The organism is Arthrobacter sp. B055-34 (assembly GCF_059090425.1).
Genome location: NZ_JBNHFQ010000004.1, coordinates 228,999 through 247,071, shown reverse-complemented (window position 1 = coordinate 247,071; position 18,073 = coordinate 228,999). Strand labels below are relative to the sequence as shown.

Here is an 18,073-nt window from a genome sequence, read left to right as displayed (position 1 = left end):
GCTATCCGCAGCTGCTGTTAGCTGCGGCCGGTGCTATCCGCAGCCAGTGCCGGTTTCGTATTCGCCGACATCCACCGGCAGGGTCCCGGGCGCGCCGGTCTCACCGGTGAGGTAATCCAGCAGCGCTTCGAAGGCTGCCGGGGTGTCTCCGAAGAGCGCGGCCTTTACTTCGGCTGAGGACAGTTCCAACCCCCACGGCGCATCCAGCGAAACAACAATGTCCCCGGTTCCGCTCTCGGGCCCGGCCAGCAGGGTGACCGTTGGCCCCGAGCCTACCGTCAGCCCGCGCGCCTCAGCGGCAGCCGCCAGCCGCTGGTTGGCGGCCGGGTCTGCACCCTGGATGGTCAGCGAGCCGTCCAACTGGTCCTCGCGCGAGCACTGTCCGGTCAGAACGGTCAGCGCGGCGGCCGAGGCTTCCTGCGAGTCCTGCGCGTGGGTACCGATCTCCGCGAGCGACGGCGTTTGCGCGATGGACTTCTGCCACAGCTGCATGGTGACTACCCGGGTGGCGGCTTCATCCAGTCGCTCCTCGGCCAGCGTGCCGTCCTCCACCGCGGCAAGAATCGCGGCGTGCGCGGCATACGGGTCTGTAGGCATCAGCAGCAGATCGGCGCCGGCGGCGAGCGCCATCGGAGCAGCCTGGCCGCCCGGGTACTGGTTCTCCACCGCGCCCATGTTCAGCGCATCCGTGATGATGACGCCTTCAAACCCCAGCTCCCGCAGCGCCTGGTAGCTCGGTGCCGACAGCGACGACGGAATACCCGGTTCCAGCGCGGGGACGGCAATGTGGCCCATCATCATCACCGGGGCCCCGGCGTCGATCGCCGCTTTGAACGGCTTCCAGTCCCGCGACTGCAGTTCCGCCACGGAGGCGTCCTGCACCGGCAGAGCCAGATGCGAATCCGTGGTCACGGAGCCATGGCCCGGGAAGTGCTTCACGCTGGGCATGACCCCGGCCTTCTCGAAGCCCTCCAGCAGCGCCGGGGCCTGCGCCGAGGCTCGTTCCGGGTCGCTGCCCAGGGACCGGGCGCCGATGGTCGGATCCGCCGGTCCGATCGTCAGGTCCAGCCCCGGCGCGTGGTCCATAGTGAAGCCGAGCGCGGCCAGTTCGGTGGCCATCGCCGCCATGGAGTCCCGCGAGACAGCCTCATCCGCCGCGGCACCGTAGGTCATCGGTGTGGGCCACTCGGTCAGCGGCGCGCCCAGCCGGGCCACCATGCCGCCTTCCTGGTCTACCGAGATGATTCCGGGCCAGTCCCGCGCGTTGAACATTGCGTCCTGCAGCGACTTGTTGATCTGCGCCATGGCCGCCACGTCCACCGTGCCCTCTGCGGTCAGCGGGACGTTATCGCCCATGATGATGCTGCCGCCCAGATGCAGTTCCTCAATGGCGGCCAACTGCGGTGCCGGATCCGTTCCGGAGTAGAAGGACACCATGACCTGCCCGGCCTTTTCTTCAAGGCTCATCGCCTCGACGGCGGCAGCGGCGTCGTCGTAATGATCTTGGTTCGGCCCCCAGGACAGCGCGGACGCTTCGGTGGGCGCGGCAACGGACGACGGCGGCGCCGAGCTGCCGCCTTTGGGTGCGGGGCCGGGGGCGGTACAGGAGGAAATGAGGAGTGCGGACGTGGCCGCCAACACACCCAGCGCCAGACGCCGGGAACCGAACTTTTTCACGTCTTTGACGGTACCACTGCCGTAGAATCTGACTTGGGTTCTCTGCCGCAAGCCGCGTGACGGGAGCACAGCCGGGGCGCACCCGGCAAGCCGCGCAGATCAGGAGTCAGTTTGAATATCGAGTTCGCACCGTCCGCCCAGTCCACCCTCGGTGTCGAGTGGGAACTGGCGCTGGTGGACGGCCGGAGCGGCGAGCTGGTGTCCGCGGCCTCCGAGGTGCTGCGCAACGTCGCTGCCAGCCATCCCGAGCTCAAGGACGACGACGAGCACCCCCACATCAAGCAGGAGCTGCTGCTGAACACGGTGGAACTCGTCACGGGCATCTGCACATCGGTGGAGCAGGCCAAGGGCGAACTTAGCGATGCCCTGACGGCGGTCCGCGATGTGACGGATCCGATGGGCGTGGAGCTGTTCTGCGCCGGCAGCCACCCCTTTGCCGCGCCGCGGTCCCAGCCGGTGACGGACAAGGAACGCTATGCCAAGCTGATCGACCGGACCCAGTGGTGGGGCCAGCAGATGGTGATCTACGGCGTGCATGTCCACGTGGGCCTGGACCACCGGGACAAGGCTTTGCCCGTGCTGGACGGCCTGGTCAACTACTTCCCGCACTTCCAGGCACTGTCCGCATCGTCCCCCTTCTGGGGCGGCGAAGATACCGGCTATGCCTCGCAGCGCGCGCTGATGTTCCAGCAGTTGCCGACGGCCGGCCTGCCGTTCCAGTTCCCCGCCTGGGCCAACTACGAAGACTATGTGCAGGACATGTTCAACACCGGGGTGATCGACACACTCAGCGAGATCCGCTGGGACGTCCGCCCGGTGGCCGCCCTGGGCACCATCGAGATGCGCATCTGCGACGGCATGTCCTCGCTGCAGGATGTCGGCGCCATCGCCGCGCTGACCCAGTGCCTGGTGGACGAGTTCTCCACCGTGCTCGACGACGGCTGGGCCATCCCCACCATGCCCCCGTGGCATGTGCAGGAGAACAAGTGGCGCGCGGCCCGCTACGGCATGGAGGCGATCGTCATCCTCGACGGCGCCGGCAAGGAAAAGCTGGTCACCGAGCACCTGCGCGAAGACGTGCTCAACCGGCTGGAACCGGTGGCAAAGAAGCTCGGCTGCAGCAACGAACTGGCGGACGTGGAGAAGATCATCGAGCGCGGCGCCGGCTACCAGCGCCAGCGCCGGATTGCGGCAGAGAACGACGGCGACCTGCGCGCCGTCGTGCTCGATGTGGTCCGGCAGATGCGCGGCGAAGCCTAGCTACCGCCGCCTGCTCAATCGAGGAAGCAGATAACGCCCTTCCCAAGGCCGGGAAGGGCGTTATCTGCTTCCTCGATTGAGGGGTAACGGGGAGAGGCGGGTCTACAGGTGGACGCTGGTAACCGGCATGGAGGAATCCGGGGCGAAATCGATCCCGGACGGTTCTCCCCCGGCCATGACGATCTGCGAGCCCAGTGCCGCGACCATGGCCCCGTTGTCCGTGCAGAGGTTGATCGGCGGGACGCGCAGCGTGATCCCGTTGGCCGCACAGCGTTCCGCGGTCAGCTCGCGCAGGCGTGAATTGGCAGCCACTCCCCCGCCGAGCAGCAGGTTGGTGATGCCCTGTTCGGTGCAGGCGAGCATGGCCTTGGCGGTGATGACGTCCACCACTGCTTCTTGGAAGGACGCGGCGATGTCGGCCACCGGAACCTCCTGGCCGGCCGCCTCGAACTGCTCCACCGCGCGGGCCACGGCGGTCTTCAGCCCGGAAAAGGACCAGTCGTAGCGGTGCCGCCCGGGCTGCTCGGCCGAGCCCATGTACTTGGGCTGGCTCAGGCCGCGGGGGAAACGGATGGCCTTGGGATTCCCCTCCTTGGCCAGCTTGTCGATCACCGGTCCGCCCGGGTAACCCAGGCCGAGGATGCGGGCCACCTTGTCATAGGCTTCGCCGGCGGCGTCGTCGATGGTGGAGCCGAGCAGTTCGACGTCGTCGGTAATGGACTTCACTCGCAGGATCTCCGTATGGCCGCCGGAAACCAGCAGCGCGCCGAGGTTTTCGGGCAATTCGCCGCCGTCCAGCAGGCCCACGCCAACGTGCGCTACCAAGTGGTTGATCGCGTAGAGCGGTTTGCCCGTGGCGACGGCGAGCGCCTTGGCCGCACAGACTCCCACCATCAGTGCACCTGCCAAACCCGGGCCGGACGTCACGGCCAAAGCGTCGACTTCGTCCAGGGTCACCCCGGCTTCATCCAGCGCCTGCTGGAGCGTGGGGACAAAGGCATCCAAATGGGCGCGCGAGGCGATCTCCGGGATCACGCCGCCGAATCGCACGTGTTCCTCCATCGAGGAGGAGACGGTGTTGGTCAGCAGGGTGTCACCGCGGACTATGCCTACACCGGTTTCGTCGCAGGAGGACTCGATGCCCAGTACCAGCGGTTCGCTGCGGTTCATGGGGTCTCCTCCGAAGTGGTCGAGGTCGTCGTCGTGGACGTGGTCGTTTCAAGCTGTGCGCCGGGCGCTCCGGTCCAGCCGGCCAGTTCCAGCCGCATGATCAGCGCATCCGCGCCGTCGCGGTAGTAGCGCGGGCGGCGGTGGATCTGTTCGAACCCGAACCATTGGTACAGCCGCTGCGCCCGCGGGTTGTCCGCCCGGACCTCGAGCAGCACGTCCTTGGCCTTGCGCCGCGCGGCCTCCTCGATCAGACGGGTCAGCATCAGGCTGCCGATCCCCTGCCCTTCCCGCTCCGGCACCACGGCGATGGTCTGCACGTCCGCGATCGGCTCGATGCACATCAGTCCGGCGTACGCGATCACCGTCCCAGCTGGATCGACGGCGACATAGTAGCTCCGGGTTTCGGGCTGGGACAGCTCGTCGAAGAACATCTGGGTGGGCCAAGCGTCCATGGGAAACAGGCTCTGCTCCAGGGCGTCGACCTCAGGAATGTCGGCCTCGGTCATCGGGCGGATGCCTCCGCGCTGTATGGCCCTGTCCGCCGCCTTCACAGCGCACGCTTCCGCGGCCCGGGGACCTTGGCATCGGATTCGCGCAGGTACAGCGGCGTGGTTTCCAGCAGGGGCAGACCCCGTGTCAGCTTGACGACGGCGGTGCGGCCGAGCGCTTCGGCGGTCGGTTGGATGCCGCTGAAGTCCGGGACGGCGTGCAGCTGGTCCGGATAGATGCCCGCGCCCTTGCCGTAGGCCGGCAGCTCCGGCACGTCCGCCGGCGCGGAGACGTGCGGGCCGTCCAGCAGTTCGAGGGTTCCGCCGGTGCTGCGGTACCGCGCCCAGTAGACTTCCTTGCGTCGCGCGTCCGTGGCCACGATGAACTCGTCGATCCCCAACCGCCAGGCATCCAGCGCTGCCTCCGCGGCGATGGCATCCAGACTCATCACCCCGTGCAGGGGCTTGTTCCAGGCGAAAGCCAGCGATCTGGCGGTAGCGATGCCGGAGCGAAGGCCGGTGAACGGTCCCGGCCCCACGCCCACGACCAAGGCGTCGATGTCGGCGGCGGTGACGTCCGCCGTCGTGAGTATTTCCCGGATGCCGGGGGCCAGGACCTCGGCATGGGTCCGGGTGTCCTCGGTGGTGAATGCCTGCAGGGTCTCTCCGTCTCCGGTGATGAGAGCCGCGCTGGCAATGGCGGAGGTATCGATGGAGAGAATCAGCACCAGACCATTTTACGTGGTTTAGCCGTCGCCCTGCTGCCGTGCGGGCAGCTCTTCGTTCTGCTCGGTTGCCCGCACCCATGCCGGACGCATAAAACGCGGAAGCCAGGCAAGGCTAAGCAGCGAAATCAGCATGCCAACGATGGCGGGAATGACTATCGCGGCCACCACCGTCTTGGCCGCACCGGCTCCAGCAAGCCACGCCGCCGCGGGCGCCAGCACGAATGCAATTCCCCCGTAGAACAAGCCAAGCCCAGGGTAGCTGCGTATGCCTGGGATCAGGCCGCCGTACGCGAGCCACCTGCGCCAGCGGCCAGAGTAGGCCCTCCAACCGGCAAACACCATCGCCGCACCTGCCGCGATGGCGGCTAATCCCACAGAGACATCCACGCGCTCTTGATCCCTTCACCGCTGTTGCTTAGTAATACCGTTCCTGGAACCGCGCGTCTTCCACGGCGTCGCGCAGGGTGTGCCAAACCAGGGAGGAGGGCTGCGGAGCCAGCTGCACATCGCCGTCGTTATTCAGGCCAAAGAGGAAATGTCCGGCGGCCCCGGCGTTGATGAAACCACGGCGGAATCTCTCCCGGCCTACGGTGACTACCCAGACGAACCAGGGCTCGGGCCACAATCGGCGCAGCTGGCCGTCCGCGTTGGAAGGCACGGGCACCTTCGCATTCCGGAGCCTGCGCTCGAACAGGCCGCGGGTGACGGTGTCAATGGTGCCGGCTGTTCCGGTACTGGACCACGCCGGGGCAAGCCCGGACCAGGCGGCCATGACGGAAGCCGCATCGTCCACTCCTGCGACATCCAGCTGGACCATAGTTCCGCGGTCGCCGGATTCGTACCCGCGCAGCAGGGCACCGGCTGAGGTTCCGGCAACCACGGCGGTCCAGCGGCCGCCGATCCACAGCCGCAGGCTTGTCCGCTTCCCCAAATGCCAACCATCAATGCGGGCCGTTGTTCGGGCGGCCAGGACAGCGTGGCGAAAGAACCTGCTGTCCGCCGTGTAGGTGCCGCGCGGATTGGTGAAGCCCCAGCTGGCAAACTCGCGGGCAATATCCGGCCGGCGCAGTGCCGCAACCCGGCCGAATCTGGCCGAGCCGCGGGAGGCACTGTTAATCAAGACTTCAGCCGCGTCCGCCGAAAGCCACGGCCCGGTGGAAAAGTAGCCCTGGCGTCTGGCGAGGGAAGCCAGGTCTTCGAGCGCCGGCGCTGTAGGGCCAGAAGGCCGCCCGCCGGCTGCCTTGGCCGGCAACTCCGGCTGCATCAACACGCTCACGCGGCAGCGCTTTCCCACGCCAGCGAGCTGAACATCGCGTCGAAGGCACCCCGGACCAGCGGCACCTGCCCGACGGTGCTGCTGGCGATGACGTCCAGGCAGCGGCTGTCGAGCTTCAGGATCCAGCGGCGCACAAATACCGTGGTCTCGCCGATCCGGTAGGTGAACTCGATCCGTCCGCCCGCCCGGCCAAAATGTTCCAAGTACTCGCTGGAGATCAGCAGCGGGTCCTCGTAATGCTGCTGGGCCTCCTCGGCGGCGCGCAGCGCGATCTGCGGCAGCGGTTCTTCGGAGAAGTAGCTCACCACCACGAGGCTGGGGCGGAAGACACCGGCGGGCATGCCGGCCAGTGCCAGGACCAGCTCGGTGTGTTCGACGTCGATCCGTTCCCAACCGGCGGGGGCGCTCACGGCCACTTCGAGGGGCGGACGGATAGTCCTTTTCACCCATCCGGCCACGCTGGAGCTCCTCGATCAACCCGTTCAAATTGTGCTCCCCACCGTAGGCAGACCGGCCGTGCCCGCGCGATGGGGAGGACTGCCCATGCCTGCTCGTTGACACCGCAGCACCGGTATGGGCCAGCGCAGGTTGGGGCGAAGACGTGCTCAGGCGAGACTCCTAGAAAGGATTGCCGCCAGCCCAGCGCGGACCGTAGGCACTGATGCGGATCTGCCGGTCTTCAGCATCGTCCGGTTCATCAAAATCGAGTACGACGGCGGGGCTGCCGCCAGCTTCCGCGGTGTCCGTTGAGCCCGCTGAGCTGGCTGAGTTCACGGTGCTCGCGGTGTTCGTTCCGGCTGCGGCCAGATCAGCTCCGGTGGCGCGCACCAGCGTGATGTCCAGCCGGCTCTCCGTCAGGTGCTCCACCCGGTCGCGGCCCCACTCGACCACGGTCACCGCGCTGTCCATCGTGTTTTCCAGGTCGATATCGTCAATTTCACCGGACGACTCCAGCCGGTAGGCGTCCACATGCACCAGATCCGGCCCGTCGCCCAGGCTCGGGTGGACCCGCACCAGCACAAAAGTGGGCGAGATGATGCCGGGGCGCACGCCGAGGCCTTCGCCCAGCCCCTGGGTGAAAGTGGTCTTGCCGGCCCCGAGTTCCCCGGTCAGGACGATCAGATCCCCCGCCTGCAGCTGTGCACCGATCCGGGCAGCCAGGATCTGGGTTTCTTCCGCACTGGCTACCGAATACTCCGCTTCCCACATCGGTGTCGGTTCCTCGGGGCCCGTCACTCGCGGTCCCCCGCGCCGTGGCTGCCGTCCGCAGCGGCGGAGGGCCCGCCGTCGTAATCCCCCGAGTTGTGATTCCCCGAGTTGCGGTGCGCGCCGTCGTAATTCGCGGTGAAGTCCACGGAAGGCTCCATGCCGGCGGCCGCACCGGTCTCAAGGTCCTGGCCGATGTAGACGCGGGGCACGCGCGGACTGACCCTCGTGACGATCTCATAGTTGATGGTCCCGGCCGCCGCCGCCCAGTCCTCCGCCCCCGGCGCATCCTCGCCGGGGCCGAACAGGATGACTTCCGCGCCGACAAGGTCCTCGGTCTCGGAGGTGCGCAGGTCCACCACGAACTGGTCCATGGCTACCCGGCCCACCACGTCATAGCGCTTGCCGCCGATGGCAACCTGGGCTCCGTTGGCGCTGCGGGGAATGCCGTCGCCATATCCCATCGGCACCAGGAGCAGGGTTGTGGGCTCCTCCGTGTGGTAGCGGAGTCCGTAGGAAACTCCCTGATGCTCGGGAACGAGTTTGCAGTTGGCCACCCTGGCGCGCAGGGTCATCGCCGGCTTGAGTTTGAGGTCCTCCGGCACCTGCCCCTCAAACGGTGAAAGACCGTACAGGCCAAGGCCAACGCGCACCAAGTCGAAGTGCGCGTCCGGGCGGGTCAGGGTCCCCGGTGTGTTGGCCAGATGGCGCACCTCGAGGTCCAGGCCGGCGTTCTCGGCCACCGCCACCGCTTCGCGGAACCTGTCAATCTGCTCATCCGTTTCCGGCCGGTGCGGTTCGTCGGCGACGGCCAGATGCGAGAAGACCCCGACCACGCGCAGCAGCCCTTCCTCTTGGAACTCCACGGCCCGGCTGACCAGCGGTTCCCATTGGGCAGGCGGGCAGCCGTTGCGGCCCAGCCCGGTATCGATCTTGAGCTGCACGCGCGCCGGCCGTTCCTGCCGCTTGGCCGCCGCCGCCACGTATTCCAGTTCCCAGCCGGAAATGCCCAGATCCACGTTGGCGTTGATGGCGGCGTCGAAATCGCTGTCCGGAGTGTGCAACCAGGCCAGGATCGGCGCGTCGAAGCCGGCCGACCTCAGTTTGAGCGCTTCGGATATGTGCGCGGTGCCAAGCCAGCTCGCCCCGGCTTCCAAGGCCGCGCGGGCAACCTCAACGGCGCCGTGCCCGTAGCCGTCCGCCTTCACCACGGCCATCACCCGCGCGGGGGCCGCGATCTCGAGGAAATGCCGGACGTTGGCCCGGATGGCGTCCAGGTCAATCACTGCCTGGCGGTCATAACTCATGCCTGCTGGAGAACTCACCCGTTCATTCTTTCATCAGCAGCCTGAAAACCGGGTCAAGCCCGCCCTCAGGCCCGCTTCAGACGTCCGAATGCCGCGCCACGGTGGCGGTGGCCCGGCGGACGGCCAGCGGCGGAATCTCGGGAATGATCTTCTCCAGGAAGGCATACCGGCGCAGCCACTGGCCGCGGACTCCCTCGCGCGCATCGTTCACCCGCTGCCACCAGTCCGCCACGTCGCCCCAGCCGGGAGCCGCCAGCGATCCGCCGAATTGCTGGACGGACAACGCGGCACACAGGTTGGCAAACGCGAGCCGGTCGGCCAGCTTCCATCCGGCCAATGTGCCCATCAGGAACGCCGCGCTGAAACAGTCCCCGGCGCCGGTGGAATCGTAGGCCTTCACCGGCAGTGCGGGGACCCAGTCCTCTTCCCCGGTGATCGAATCGATGGCAATCGCCCCGCGCGAACCCAGGGTCACCACGGCCACCGGCACGCGGTCCGCGAGGGCATACAGTGCCGCCCACGGATCATCGGTACCGGTGTAGTGCATGGCCTCGGCGTCGTTCGGCAAGAAGGCGTGGAATCTTTCGAGATTGGCCAGGGTGGACTCGGACCACTGCCCGGTAGGGTCCCAGCCAACATCGCCGAAGAGTTTTGTCCCGTTTCCGGCAGCGGCCAATGCCCACGGTTCCAGTTCGGGCGCCAGCGATGTGATGGCGGCCCAGCACGGCGGCGGATCGCCGACCAGTTCGGATGCGCTGAGCGGGGCGGCGTGGCCATGCGTAATAAACGAACGGTCCCTGCTGGTGGAGAGGGAGACCGTGACCGGCGAATGCCATCCCGGGAAGTTCCGCGACAGGGACAGGTCAACGTACTCCTGCGCGCCGATCGTGTTGCGGTTGAATTCGCCGTACGCGTCGTCCCCGAAAGCCGCGGCCAGTGTGGTGTTCAAGCCCAGCCTGCTGGCGGCAATGGCCTGGTTCGCCACACCCCCGGGGCAGGATCCCATTCCCTCGCTCCACAGTTCTTCCCCCGGCTCCGGCAGGGAACTGAGACCGGTGAAGATAATGTCCAGAAAGACCGGCCCCGTCAGCAGCAGGTCGAAAGCCGGGCTCTCCGGTGTCCGGCTTGCAGCCAGTGGGTCATATCCGTGTGGTTGGTTGAGGATGTTGGTCATACTGGCACAATACAAGCAGGGGGCTGGCTGTCATTTTTGATCCAGCCGGGTAATTCGTCTCAAAGGGGTGCTGTGGTCAAGCTGGTAATTCTGGGCGGCGGAGGTTTCCGGGTCCCGTTGGTCTACCGGGCCCTTTCCACCGGACCTCATGCGGGGCTCATTGATGAACTGGTGCTGCAGGATACGGACGGCAGCCGGCTGCAGGCCATCGCACGCGTACTCGGCGATCTTCCCCTGCCCGACGGCGCCCAGCCTCCCCGGTTCACGCTGACCGAAAACCTCCAGGACGCTCTTGCCGGAGCGGATGTGGTTTTTTGCGCCATCCGCCCGGGCGGCACTGCCGGCCGAACCGTCGACGAACGCGTTGCCGCCAGGCTGAACATCCTCGGCCAGGAAACCACCGGAGCCGGCGGCATCGCCTACGCGCTTCGATCCATTCCCGCCGTCTTGGAAATCGGCCGGCAAATGCAGGTTCATTGTCCGGACGCATGGCTCATCAACTTCACCAATCCCGCGGGCATGGTCACCGAGGCACTGCACAAGATCCTTGGCCCCAAGGTTATCGGCATCTGTGACTCCCCCGTCGCTTTGGTCAGGCGCGCGGCCCAGGCTGTCGGGGTTCCGCTTCAGGAGGGGCGGTTAACCGGCGTCGATTACGTGGGCCTGAACCACTTGGGCTGGCTGCGTGCCCTGAATTACGACGGCGAGGATCGGCTTCCCAAGTTATTGGCCGACGAGCGGGCGCTGGCTTCCTTCGAAGAGGGCCGGGTGTTCGGCGCGCCGATGCTTCGGGTGCTCGGAACCGTTCCCAATGAGTACCTGTTCTACTACTACTTCCGGCGCGAAGCGACGCTGGCCATGGCCGGGGCGGCCCGGACCCGCGGCGAGTCCATCCACGATCAGCAGCAGGAGCTCTACGCCAAGCTGCACTCTTCGCCGACACCGTTCCAGGACTGGGATGCTGTCCGACGGTCGCGCGAAGAGGGCTATCTGGCAGAAGCCCGGCCCGAAGGCGGGTCGCGGGACGAGTGCGATGTGACCGGCGGCGGGTATGAACGAGTGGCGCTCCAGACCATGCGGGGACTGCTCTCCGGGGAACGGACCGAGCTGATCCTGAACGTCCGCAACGGCTCCACGTTGCCGCAGCTTCCTGAGGATGCCGTCATTGAGGTCCCTTCGGAAGTGACGGCCGACGGCGCCCGGCCGCTACCGGTGAGGCAGCCGCTGACTCTTCACCAGGCCGGCCTCATGGCGCAGCTGAAGGCGGTGGAACAGGAGACAATCAAGGCAGCCCATGGAGACCGGGATGCAGCCCTGCGGGCCTTCATGATTCACCCGTTGATCCTGTCGGGCCACGTGGCGAACCGATTGCTGGAGGCCTATGAACAGGCCCACGGCTACAAGTGGGCCTAAGAACGACGTCCCGCCCGCGCAAGGATTCGCGCTCGCAAAGCTGACCGGGAAACGACGTCGGCCGATCGCTTTGGGGCGACCGGCCGGCGTCGTTGTTCATTGCTTCTACGGTAGGGTCCCCTGGACGGGGATTGCCCGGCTAGCGCGCGTGGTGGGCCTCCTGCAGTTCGTACACCGGGGTCTCCAGACCCTCCATCCGGGCCTTGAGCTGGAGGGCCAGGTAGGTGGAGTAGTGCCTGCTCTGGTGCAGGTTGCCGCCGTGGATCCAGAGGTTCTCCACATTCGTGGGCTTCCACATGTTGCGCAGTTCGCCCTCCCAGGGACCCGGATCCTTCGACGTGTCGGAGCCGTACCCCCAGCACTTGCCCACCTGGTTGGCCACTTCCGGCGACACCAGGTCCGCCAGCCACCCGTTCATTGAGCCGAAGCCGGTGGCGTAGACGATCAGGTCCGCCTCCAGCTCCGTGCCGTCGTCGAGCACCACGGCGTTGCCAGTGATCTTGTCCACCTCCCCGTTGGCCAGTTTGACCCGGCCGTCAATGATCAGCTGGGACGCGCCTACGTCGATGTAGTAGCCGGAGCCCCGCCGCAGGTACTTCACGAACAAGCCGGAACCGTCTTCGCCGAAGTCCAGGTCGAACCCCGCGGCCTCGAGCTGGGAGTAGAAATCGGCATCACGTTCGGCCATCTTCTCGTAGACCGGTTTCTGCGCGTCCGGCAGGATCCGGTACGGCAGCGAGGCGAAGAGCATGTCCGCCTTCTCGGTGGTTACACCGTTGGCCAGCGCCTTCTCCGAGTACAGGTCCCCGAGGCCCAGGTCCATCAGGGACTCGCTGCGGGAGATGTGCGTGGAGGAACGCTGCACCATGGTCACGTCCGCGCCGTGCTCCCACAGGTCGGCGCAGATGTCATGCGCCGAATTGTTGGAGCCGATAACCACGGCCTTCTTGCCGGTCCAGTCCCCACCGCCCGGGTGCTGGGAGGAGTGGTGCTGCTGGCCCAGGAAGGAGTCCGCGCCGTCGAACTTCGGGATGTTCGGGTAACCGGAAACACCGAGGGCGAAGACCAGCTGCTTCGGCCGCAAGGTGACCGGTTCGCCGTCGCGTACTACGTCCACGATCCACTCGCCGGCGGCTTCATCGAACCCGGCCTTGGTGCACTCCGTGCCGGACCAGTAGTTCAGCTCCATGATCCGGGTGTAGTGCTCCAGCCAGTCGCCGATCTTGTCCTTCGCGGCGAAGACCGGCCAGTCATCCGGGAACTTCATGTACGGGAGGTGGTCGTACCAGACCGGATCGTGCAGGTGCAGGGACTTGTACCGGTTGCGCCAGGAGTCCCCCGGCCGCTGGTTCTTCTCGATGATGATGGTGGGCACGCCGAGCCGCCGCAGCCGTGCCGCCAGCCCGATCCCGCCCTGTCCGCCGCCGACAATGACGGTATAGGGCTGCTCCTCGTAGCCGAGCCTGGCCTCCTGCTCTTCCTTCAGTTCCAGCCAGGACTTGCGGCCCTTGGTGATGCGGTGCGCCACGCCCTTGTCCCGGTTGGGCCCCTTTTTCTCCTCGAACCCCTTGAGCTCCTGCATCGTGGTCAACAGGGTCCAGCATTTGCCGTCGCGCAGCCGTAAGTGGGCCCAGCCCCGGGCGGCGCCAGTCTCGAAATTAACCCAGGCCTCGGTCGCCGCCGCGTCCCCGGTGGCGTCCTCCGCCAGCTTCCAGCCGGAAGGCTGCACATCGGCCAGCCTGGCTTCGAGCATCCGCCGGATCTCGGCCTTGCCTTCCAGGGTCTTCAGGTTCCAGGTGAAGGAAACAAAGTCCCGCCAGAAGCACTCGTCGTCGAAGAGTTCCAGTGCGCCGTCGATATTTCCGGCCTGCAGTGCCTCGTTCAGGTTGTCCAGCCACGCCTGCGCGACGTCGTTCGGTGAATCCGCCATGTCCACTCCTTTGTGTCAATTGCTCGTGTCCTGAGGGTCGCAACAGCTTCGGCGGTACGCGTATGCTGGTGCGAACGTGATCGACATCATCAGTGTCAGCCCGCGGGGGTTGCAACGGCGTTACAAGGCCGCCGGCACCCCGTTCACTCCGGCTGGCATCGAACGAAGGAGCCACGGTTGCCTGCAAGCCCGCCCTATCCACATACGGGTGCTGCCTTGGAGCCGGGGCTGCGTTTCACTGCGCCGCGTGAATACGCCCGGCTGCTGCGCACCGCGCACGAGCAGGTCATCGGTGGGGTCCACCGTCCCGAAATTCCTTCCGCTTTGGTCGCCTCGTGGCGGCGTTCCATGGCCTTGGGCATCGACCCTGACCAGCACAGCCCCAGGCACCTGCACGATCCGGCCGACGTCGCCGATCTACGCCGCGGCCACCGTCTCCAGACAACGCTGCCCGCGCTCTCAGACCTGCTTGCCGAGGAGGGTTCTGAAGGCCGCCACCTGCTCATCATCACAGATGCCCAGGGCGAGGTGCTGTGGCGGATCGGCAGTCCGGCGGTGCTGCGCAGGGCGGATTCACTCGAGTTCATCGAGGGCGCGGACTGGTCCGAGGCCGGCATCGGCACCAACGCCATCAGCCAAGCACTGACCACTGGCGGTCCGGTGCAACTGTTCTCCGCCGAACACCTCGTCCGTACCCACCACGAGTGGGCTTGCACGGCGGCGCCGATCCGTGATCCGCGAACCGGCCGCATCTTCGGAGTGCTGGATGTGTCCGGACCGTTGGACACGCTGACCACGGACAGTTTGCGCATGGTGCGCTGCGGCGTCCGGGTGGCCGAGGAACTGCTGGCAAAGCACGACGGCGGCGTCAGGGCTACCACTTCCACCCCACCGGAGCGCCGCAAGGGTTCCCGCCCGCCGACGGCGCCGCAATCATCTGCAGGCGTGAAGCTGGAACTACTGGGCGACAGGCCTACCGCAGTGCTAGCCGATGGCTCGCAGGTTCCGCTGACGTTGCGACGGGCCGAAATCCTGGCACTGTTGGATTCCCGCAGCCAAGGCTGGAGCGCGGACGAGCTTGCGTTCGAGCTCTACGGCGATACAGGAACGCCCTCGACGGTCCGGATAGAAATGCACCGGATCCGAGGTGCGCTCAGCGATGTCGTCGCTTCGTCGCCGTATCGGCTGACCGGGCTGACCGAGCGGGGATCGGATGTCCGACAGGTGATGGAACTGCTGCGCCAAGGCAACGTACGTGAGGCGCTCGATGCCTATAGTGCGCCATTGCTCCCCCGCTCAAGTCTGCTCTGCGTGGAACTCCTGCGCGAGGAACTGAACCTTGCTGTCGGCGCCGCCGTACGCGCCAGCGGCTCAGCCGAACTGATCAGCCGGTGGCTAGCCACGGACATGGGCTCGGGCGATGCCGGTGCCGTTGACGCTCTGGAACGTCTGCTCGGCCCTTCGCACCCCCGATGCTCTGCCTTCCGTGCCCGGATCGACTTACTGGACCGAACTCTCCGCAGCTGACCGGTGAGATCGCCAAAGGCTTCGAAGAGGAGTCCGCGCCCGACAGCATCTGACAGATCCTGTCCCGCGCCAACTCCCGCCAGCCGCTTCACCATTGGTCAGAATGGTGGTTCTTTTTCTTCGTCGGGTGGTTCCGGTGGTGGTGGTTTTTTGCGTTTGAGGCGGCGGCGGAAGTCGTCGGGCAGCGCGTCCAGGACCCGGTCGGTGAAGGAGGGCGGTCCGGCGCCGGTATCGCCGGGTCTGGTGGTGTAGGTCTGGTTCCCCGGCGTGGTGGTAATGAATTCGCCGGGCCTGATCTGGGTGACTTTCCAGCCGGCGAGCGATTTAAGCCGGTGGTCCGACCCGCAGCGCGGACCAAGGTTGCCGAAATCCGTCCGGCCGTGCCCGCCGTTCGCATGGTAATCGATGGTGTGGTCCAGGTCGCAGTCCTTCGCCGGGACATGGCAGCCCGGCGCCGTGCACGTCGTGTCGCGGTGCCGGACCGCGCGGGCCAGGTCCGCCGGCGGCCGGTACACCGTTTTGCCGTAGGAGAGGATGGTCCCGGTCTCGGGATGCGTCAGGATCCGGTAGAACGACGCGGCGCCCTCGCAGAGTTTCCGGGCGGCGTCGGCGGGGATCGGCCCGTACCCGTCGAGGGTGGCCGGTTCCTCGTCCAGGCCCATCAGCGTGAACACCGGCACGGTCAGCGCGACCTCGGGCCGGATCCCGGCCGCCGGCCCGGCCTCCATCCCCGCGTGCAGCAGCAAATCGATGAACACGTCCGCGCGCAGCTGCCCCACCGTGCGGGTCTCCGCCCCGGTTTGCAGGCCCCGCGCCGCTTGGGTGAGCCGGTCGTACGCGGCGCATGCTTCCTCGGCGGGCAGGTACGCGCCCAGGAACGCCATCCCGTCATCCGCCGGCTCCAGGTGCACGCTCCGGCACTTTTCCTGCCGTTCGCGGCGGACGGTGATGGTTTCCGGATTCAGTTTCTCGCGCTGCTTCCGCGCCGCGTACTGCAGCTCGCCCGGCGTTTTATCCGGCGCCTCCCCGAGCAGGGCCTGCTCGAAGCCGGGTTTCGCGCCGTCCGGGAGGGTGTCGCCCTGCCGGGTGATCACCCCCGCGCGTTCCAGGTCCAGGTCCCCCGCGGTGAGCGCGGCCAGCGTGCCCGGATAGTGTTCGCACAGCTCCTGCGCGGTCTCGTACCGGCCGCGGGCCTGCTTCTCCGTGATCCGGTACAGGCAGGCCAGTTCCCTGACCACGGACTGCTCGGCCAGATCCTCCAGCCCCGCCCGGCCCGGCGACGGCGTGCCCGGTTCCCGCGGCGGCAGCTCCTCGATGGCGGTCTGCCCGATCCGGTGGGCCAGGCGCACCAGGCCCGCGTCCAGCCACGCCGCCAGCCGCCGCCCCGCGGCCAACTGCTCCACCGCCGACCGGTAATCCAGTCCCTCATACCCCCGCACACCGGCATCGGCAACGGCATCGGGATCGGCATCGGCATCGGCATCGGCATCGGCAACCAGAACGGTACCCGCAGCGGCGGCCGCGGCCCCGGCGTCGGATGCGGCCCCCGCATCCGACGCGCCAGCGGCAGCAGTACCGGCAGTGTCCACCGCTTTGCTGCTGCCGCCGCTGGCGGTGGCGTTGGCGGTGGCGGTGGCGGTGGCGGTGGCGTGGAAGAGTTTGAACCAGTCGGCCGGGGTGCCGGCGGTGATCCGGCGGAGGCGTTCGTCGTAATACTCCCCGTGCGTTTCGGTGAACAGGTCCCCGGGCAGCCCCTCAAGGTCCTCGGCGGGACCCCAGCTGGCGGGGAACGGGCCGGACGGCGGCCAACTGGCCCAGGCTTCCTCGCGATCCCACGCCGCGAAGTCATCGAGGCCGGCGCTGGCACCCAGATGCTCCGGCTCCCCGACCCGGCCGGGAACCTCCTGCCCGGCCAGCGGATCCTCGCCGTAGGACTCCAGCGACGGCGGGTCCAGGACCGGGCCGCGCGCCTCGGCGTAAATCTCCTCCATATAACCGGCCATCGTCGCATGCTTCGGCGGTTTGCCGGCCGCAATGTATTCGCGGGCCTGGGCCAGGCCGCGTTTGCGGTCCTGCGCAGCATGCAGGTCCAGGCGCTCCAACGCCTTCCGCAGCGCTTCCTGCCGCTGCTCCGCGGTCGTGGGCCTGCCCTGCTGAATGCAGCGCAGCGAAAACCCGTGCTCCGCAAGCCCCTGCGCCCCGGACTCCTGTCCGGGGGCCGGGGAACCGGAAACCGGTGCCGAACGCTCTTCCGCTGCCATGACTTCAGTCCATCATCCGGCTGTGACAGTTCGGAGGCTTATTCACAGCGTCTGACGGGTTCCACGAAAATTCTTCAAAAATCTTTTCCGCGGCAGTTTCCCCGAGCCCGGCAGGAAGCACACCGGGGCGCACCATACCGGCGCGGACCACGCCGGCGCGAACCGCGCGGCGAGGCTGAAGCCCGGCCGCGCGTATCCTGCGCAGTGCGGACGAAAACTCTTGTGTTGCCATGACTCCAGTCCGTCATCGGGCTCTGACAGTTCAGAGGCTTATTCACAGCATCTGACGGGTTCCGCGAATATTGTTCAAAAATCTTTTCCACACCAGTTTTCCCTAGCCCCGTGGGAAGGACTCCGGTCGGAACCAAGGAACCATGCAGTCGCGTAGAAGTGCATTTACCTGCTAAAGACCGCTGAGGTCGCGAAAGGCTTCGCGGATGGCTACCTCATGGGCGACGGCGTTGAATCTGAACATCGTTTCAGTGTCCGCTACCAGCCGTTCATTACATTCCCGAAAGAGTTCCTCATTAACACGCCTCTGCAAAACCTCCAGATCGGGCTCGGACAGGGTTGAAAGATCTTTCGGAAACTCGTCCGATGGTTTCAAAGCAGAGAACGGCATGTTAGATCCCTTCTCCAGCTACCCCAAGCTGGGC

General features: G+C 66.7%; 16 protein-coding genes. 3 read left to right on the top strand and 13 right to left on the bottom strand.

Features of this window, described 5'->3' with window-relative positions:
* Positions 1–33 precede the first annotated feature (33 nt).
* A complete protein-coding gene (locus AC5RWO_RS09700) occupies positions 34–1,677 on the bottom strand; it encodes a glycoside hydrolase family 3 protein (RefSeq protein ID WP_498731177.1) in 1,644 nt (547 codons plus the stop codon).
* 111 nt (positions 1,678–1,788) lie between these two features.
* Here AC5RWO_RS09700 and AC5RWO_RS09695 point away from each other — a divergent pair, with 111 nt between their 5' ends.
* Positions 1,789–2,937, top strand: a complete 1,149-nt coding sequence (locus tag AC5RWO_RS09695) for a glutamate--cysteine ligase (RefSeq protein WP_498731176.1) — start codon at positions 1,789–1,791, stop codon at positions 2,935–2,937.
* Positions 2,938–3,039: 102 nt separating this feature from the next.
* Here the strand turns inward: AC5RWO_RS09695 and tsaD are convergent, their stop codons facing one another.
* The 9 genes from tsaD to AC5RWO_RS09650 form a co-directional block, all read right to left on the bottom strand.
* Positions 3,040–4,107 carry a tRNA (adenosine(37)-N6)-threonylcarbamoyltransferase complex transferase subunit TsaD gene (gene tsaD, locus AC5RWO_RS09690; RefSeq protein WP_498731175.1) on the bottom strand — a complete coding sequence of 356 codons (1,068 nt, stop codon included), beginning with the start codon at positions 4,105–4,107 and terminating at the stop codon, positions 3,040–3,042.
* Complete coding sequence (gene rimI / locus AC5RWO_RS09685) at positions 4,104–4,613, bottom strand: ribosomal protein S18-alanine N-acetyltransferase (RefSeq protein ID WP_498731174.1); 510 nt, start codon at positions 4,611–4,613, stop codon at positions 4,104–4,106. Before rimI ends, tsaD begins: the two co-directional genes overlap by 4 nt.
* Positions 4,614–4,654: 41 nt before the next feature.
* Complete coding sequence (tsaB, locus tag AC5RWO_RS09680) at positions 4,655–5,323, bottom strand: tRNA (adenosine(37)-N6)-threonylcarbamoyltransferase complex dimerization subunit type 1 TsaB (RefSeq protein WP_498731173.1); 669 nt, start codon at positions 5,321–5,323, stop codon at positions 4,655–4,657.
* 18 nt (positions 5,324–5,341) lie between these two features.
* Positions 5,342–5,698: a hypothetical protein gene (locus tag AC5RWO_RS09675; protein ID WP_498731172.1), complete on the bottom strand. Its 357-nt coding sequence runs from the start codon at positions 5,696–5,698 to the stop codon at positions 5,342–5,344.
* Positions 5,699–5,738: 40 nt separating this feature from the next.
* Positions 5,739–6,599, bottom strand: coding sequence for a hypothetical protein (locus AC5RWO_RS09670; RefSeq protein WP_498731171.1), 861 nt, complete (start codon positions 6,597–6,599; stop codon positions 5,739–5,741).
* Positions 6,596–7,009, bottom strand: a complete 414-nt coding sequence (locus tag AC5RWO_RS09665) for a hypothetical protein (RefSeq protein ID WP_498731170.1) — start codon at positions 7,007–7,009, stop codon at positions 6,596–6,598. The genes AC5RWO_RS09670 and AC5RWO_RS09665 overlap by 4 nt, the downstream gene beginning before the upstream one ends.
* 208 nt (positions 7,010–7,217) lie before the next feature.
* Positions 7,218–7,808, bottom strand: a complete 591-nt coding sequence (gene tsaE / locus AC5RWO_RS09660; protein WP_498731384.1) for a tRNA (adenosine(37)-N6)-threonylcarbamoyltransferase complex ATPase subunit type 1 TsaE — start codon at positions 7,806–7,808, stop codon at positions 7,218–7,220.
* Positions 7,809–7,831: 23 nt separating this feature from the next.
* Positions 7,832–9,112, bottom strand: a complete 1,281-nt coding sequence (gene alr, locus AC5RWO_RS09655) for an alanine racemase (protein WP_498731383.1) — start codon at positions 9,110–9,112, stop codon at positions 7,832–7,834.
* Between the two features lie 76 nt (positions 9,113–9,188).
* The gene (locus AC5RWO_RS09650; protein ID WP_498731169.1) at positions 9,189–10,286 is read right to left on the bottom strand and encodes a carbohydrate kinase family protein; all 1,098 of its coding nucleotides are present in this window, start codon (positions 10,284–10,286) and stop codon (positions 9,189–9,191) included.
* A 72-nt stretch (positions 10,287–10,358) separates the two neighbouring features.
* Between AC5RWO_RS09650 and AC5RWO_RS09645 the strand changes: the two genes are divergently transcribed.
* Complete coding sequence (locus AC5RWO_RS09645) at positions 10,359–11,699, top strand: family 4 glycosyl hydrolase (protein ID WP_498731168.1); 1,341 nt, start codon at positions 10,359–10,361, stop codon at positions 11,697–11,699.
* A 139-nt stretch (positions 11,700–11,838) separates the two neighbouring features.
* On the opposite strand, the gene AC5RWO_RS09640 is transcribed toward AC5RWO_RS09645, so the two are convergent.
* Positions 11,839–13,629 (bottom strand): NAD(P)-binding domain-containing protein, encoded by a 1,791-nt coding sequence (locus tag AC5RWO_RS09640; RefSeq protein WP_498731167.1) that lies wholly within the window; start codon positions 13,627–13,629, stop codon positions 11,839–11,841.
* A gap of 177 nt (positions 13,630–13,806) precedes the next feature.
* On the opposite strand from AC5RWO_RS09640, the gene AC5RWO_RS09635 reads away from it, so the two are divergent.
* Positions 13,807–15,156 (top strand): GAF domain-containing protein, encoded by a 1,350-nt coding sequence (locus AC5RWO_RS09635; protein WP_498731166.1) that lies wholly within the window; start codon positions 13,807–13,809, stop codon positions 15,154–15,156.
* A gap of 98 nt (positions 15,157–15,254) precedes the next feature.
* Here the strand turns inward: AC5RWO_RS09635 and AC5RWO_RS09630 are convergent, their stop codons facing one another.
* Together AC5RWO_RS09630 and AC5RWO_RS09625 are read right to left on the bottom strand one after the other, a co-directional pair.
* Complete coding sequence (locus AC5RWO_RS09630; RefSeq protein WP_498731165.1) at positions 15,255–17,417, bottom strand: HNH endonuclease signature motif containing protein; 2,163 nt, start codon at positions 17,415–17,417, stop codon at positions 15,255–15,257.
* A 403-nt stretch (positions 17,418–17,820) separates the two neighbouring features.
* A complete protein-coding gene (locus AC5RWO_RS09625) occupies positions 17,821–18,039 on the bottom strand; it encodes a hypothetical protein (protein WP_498731164.1) in 219 nt (72 codons plus the stop codon).
* Positions 18,040–18,073: the final 34 nt, after the last annotated feature.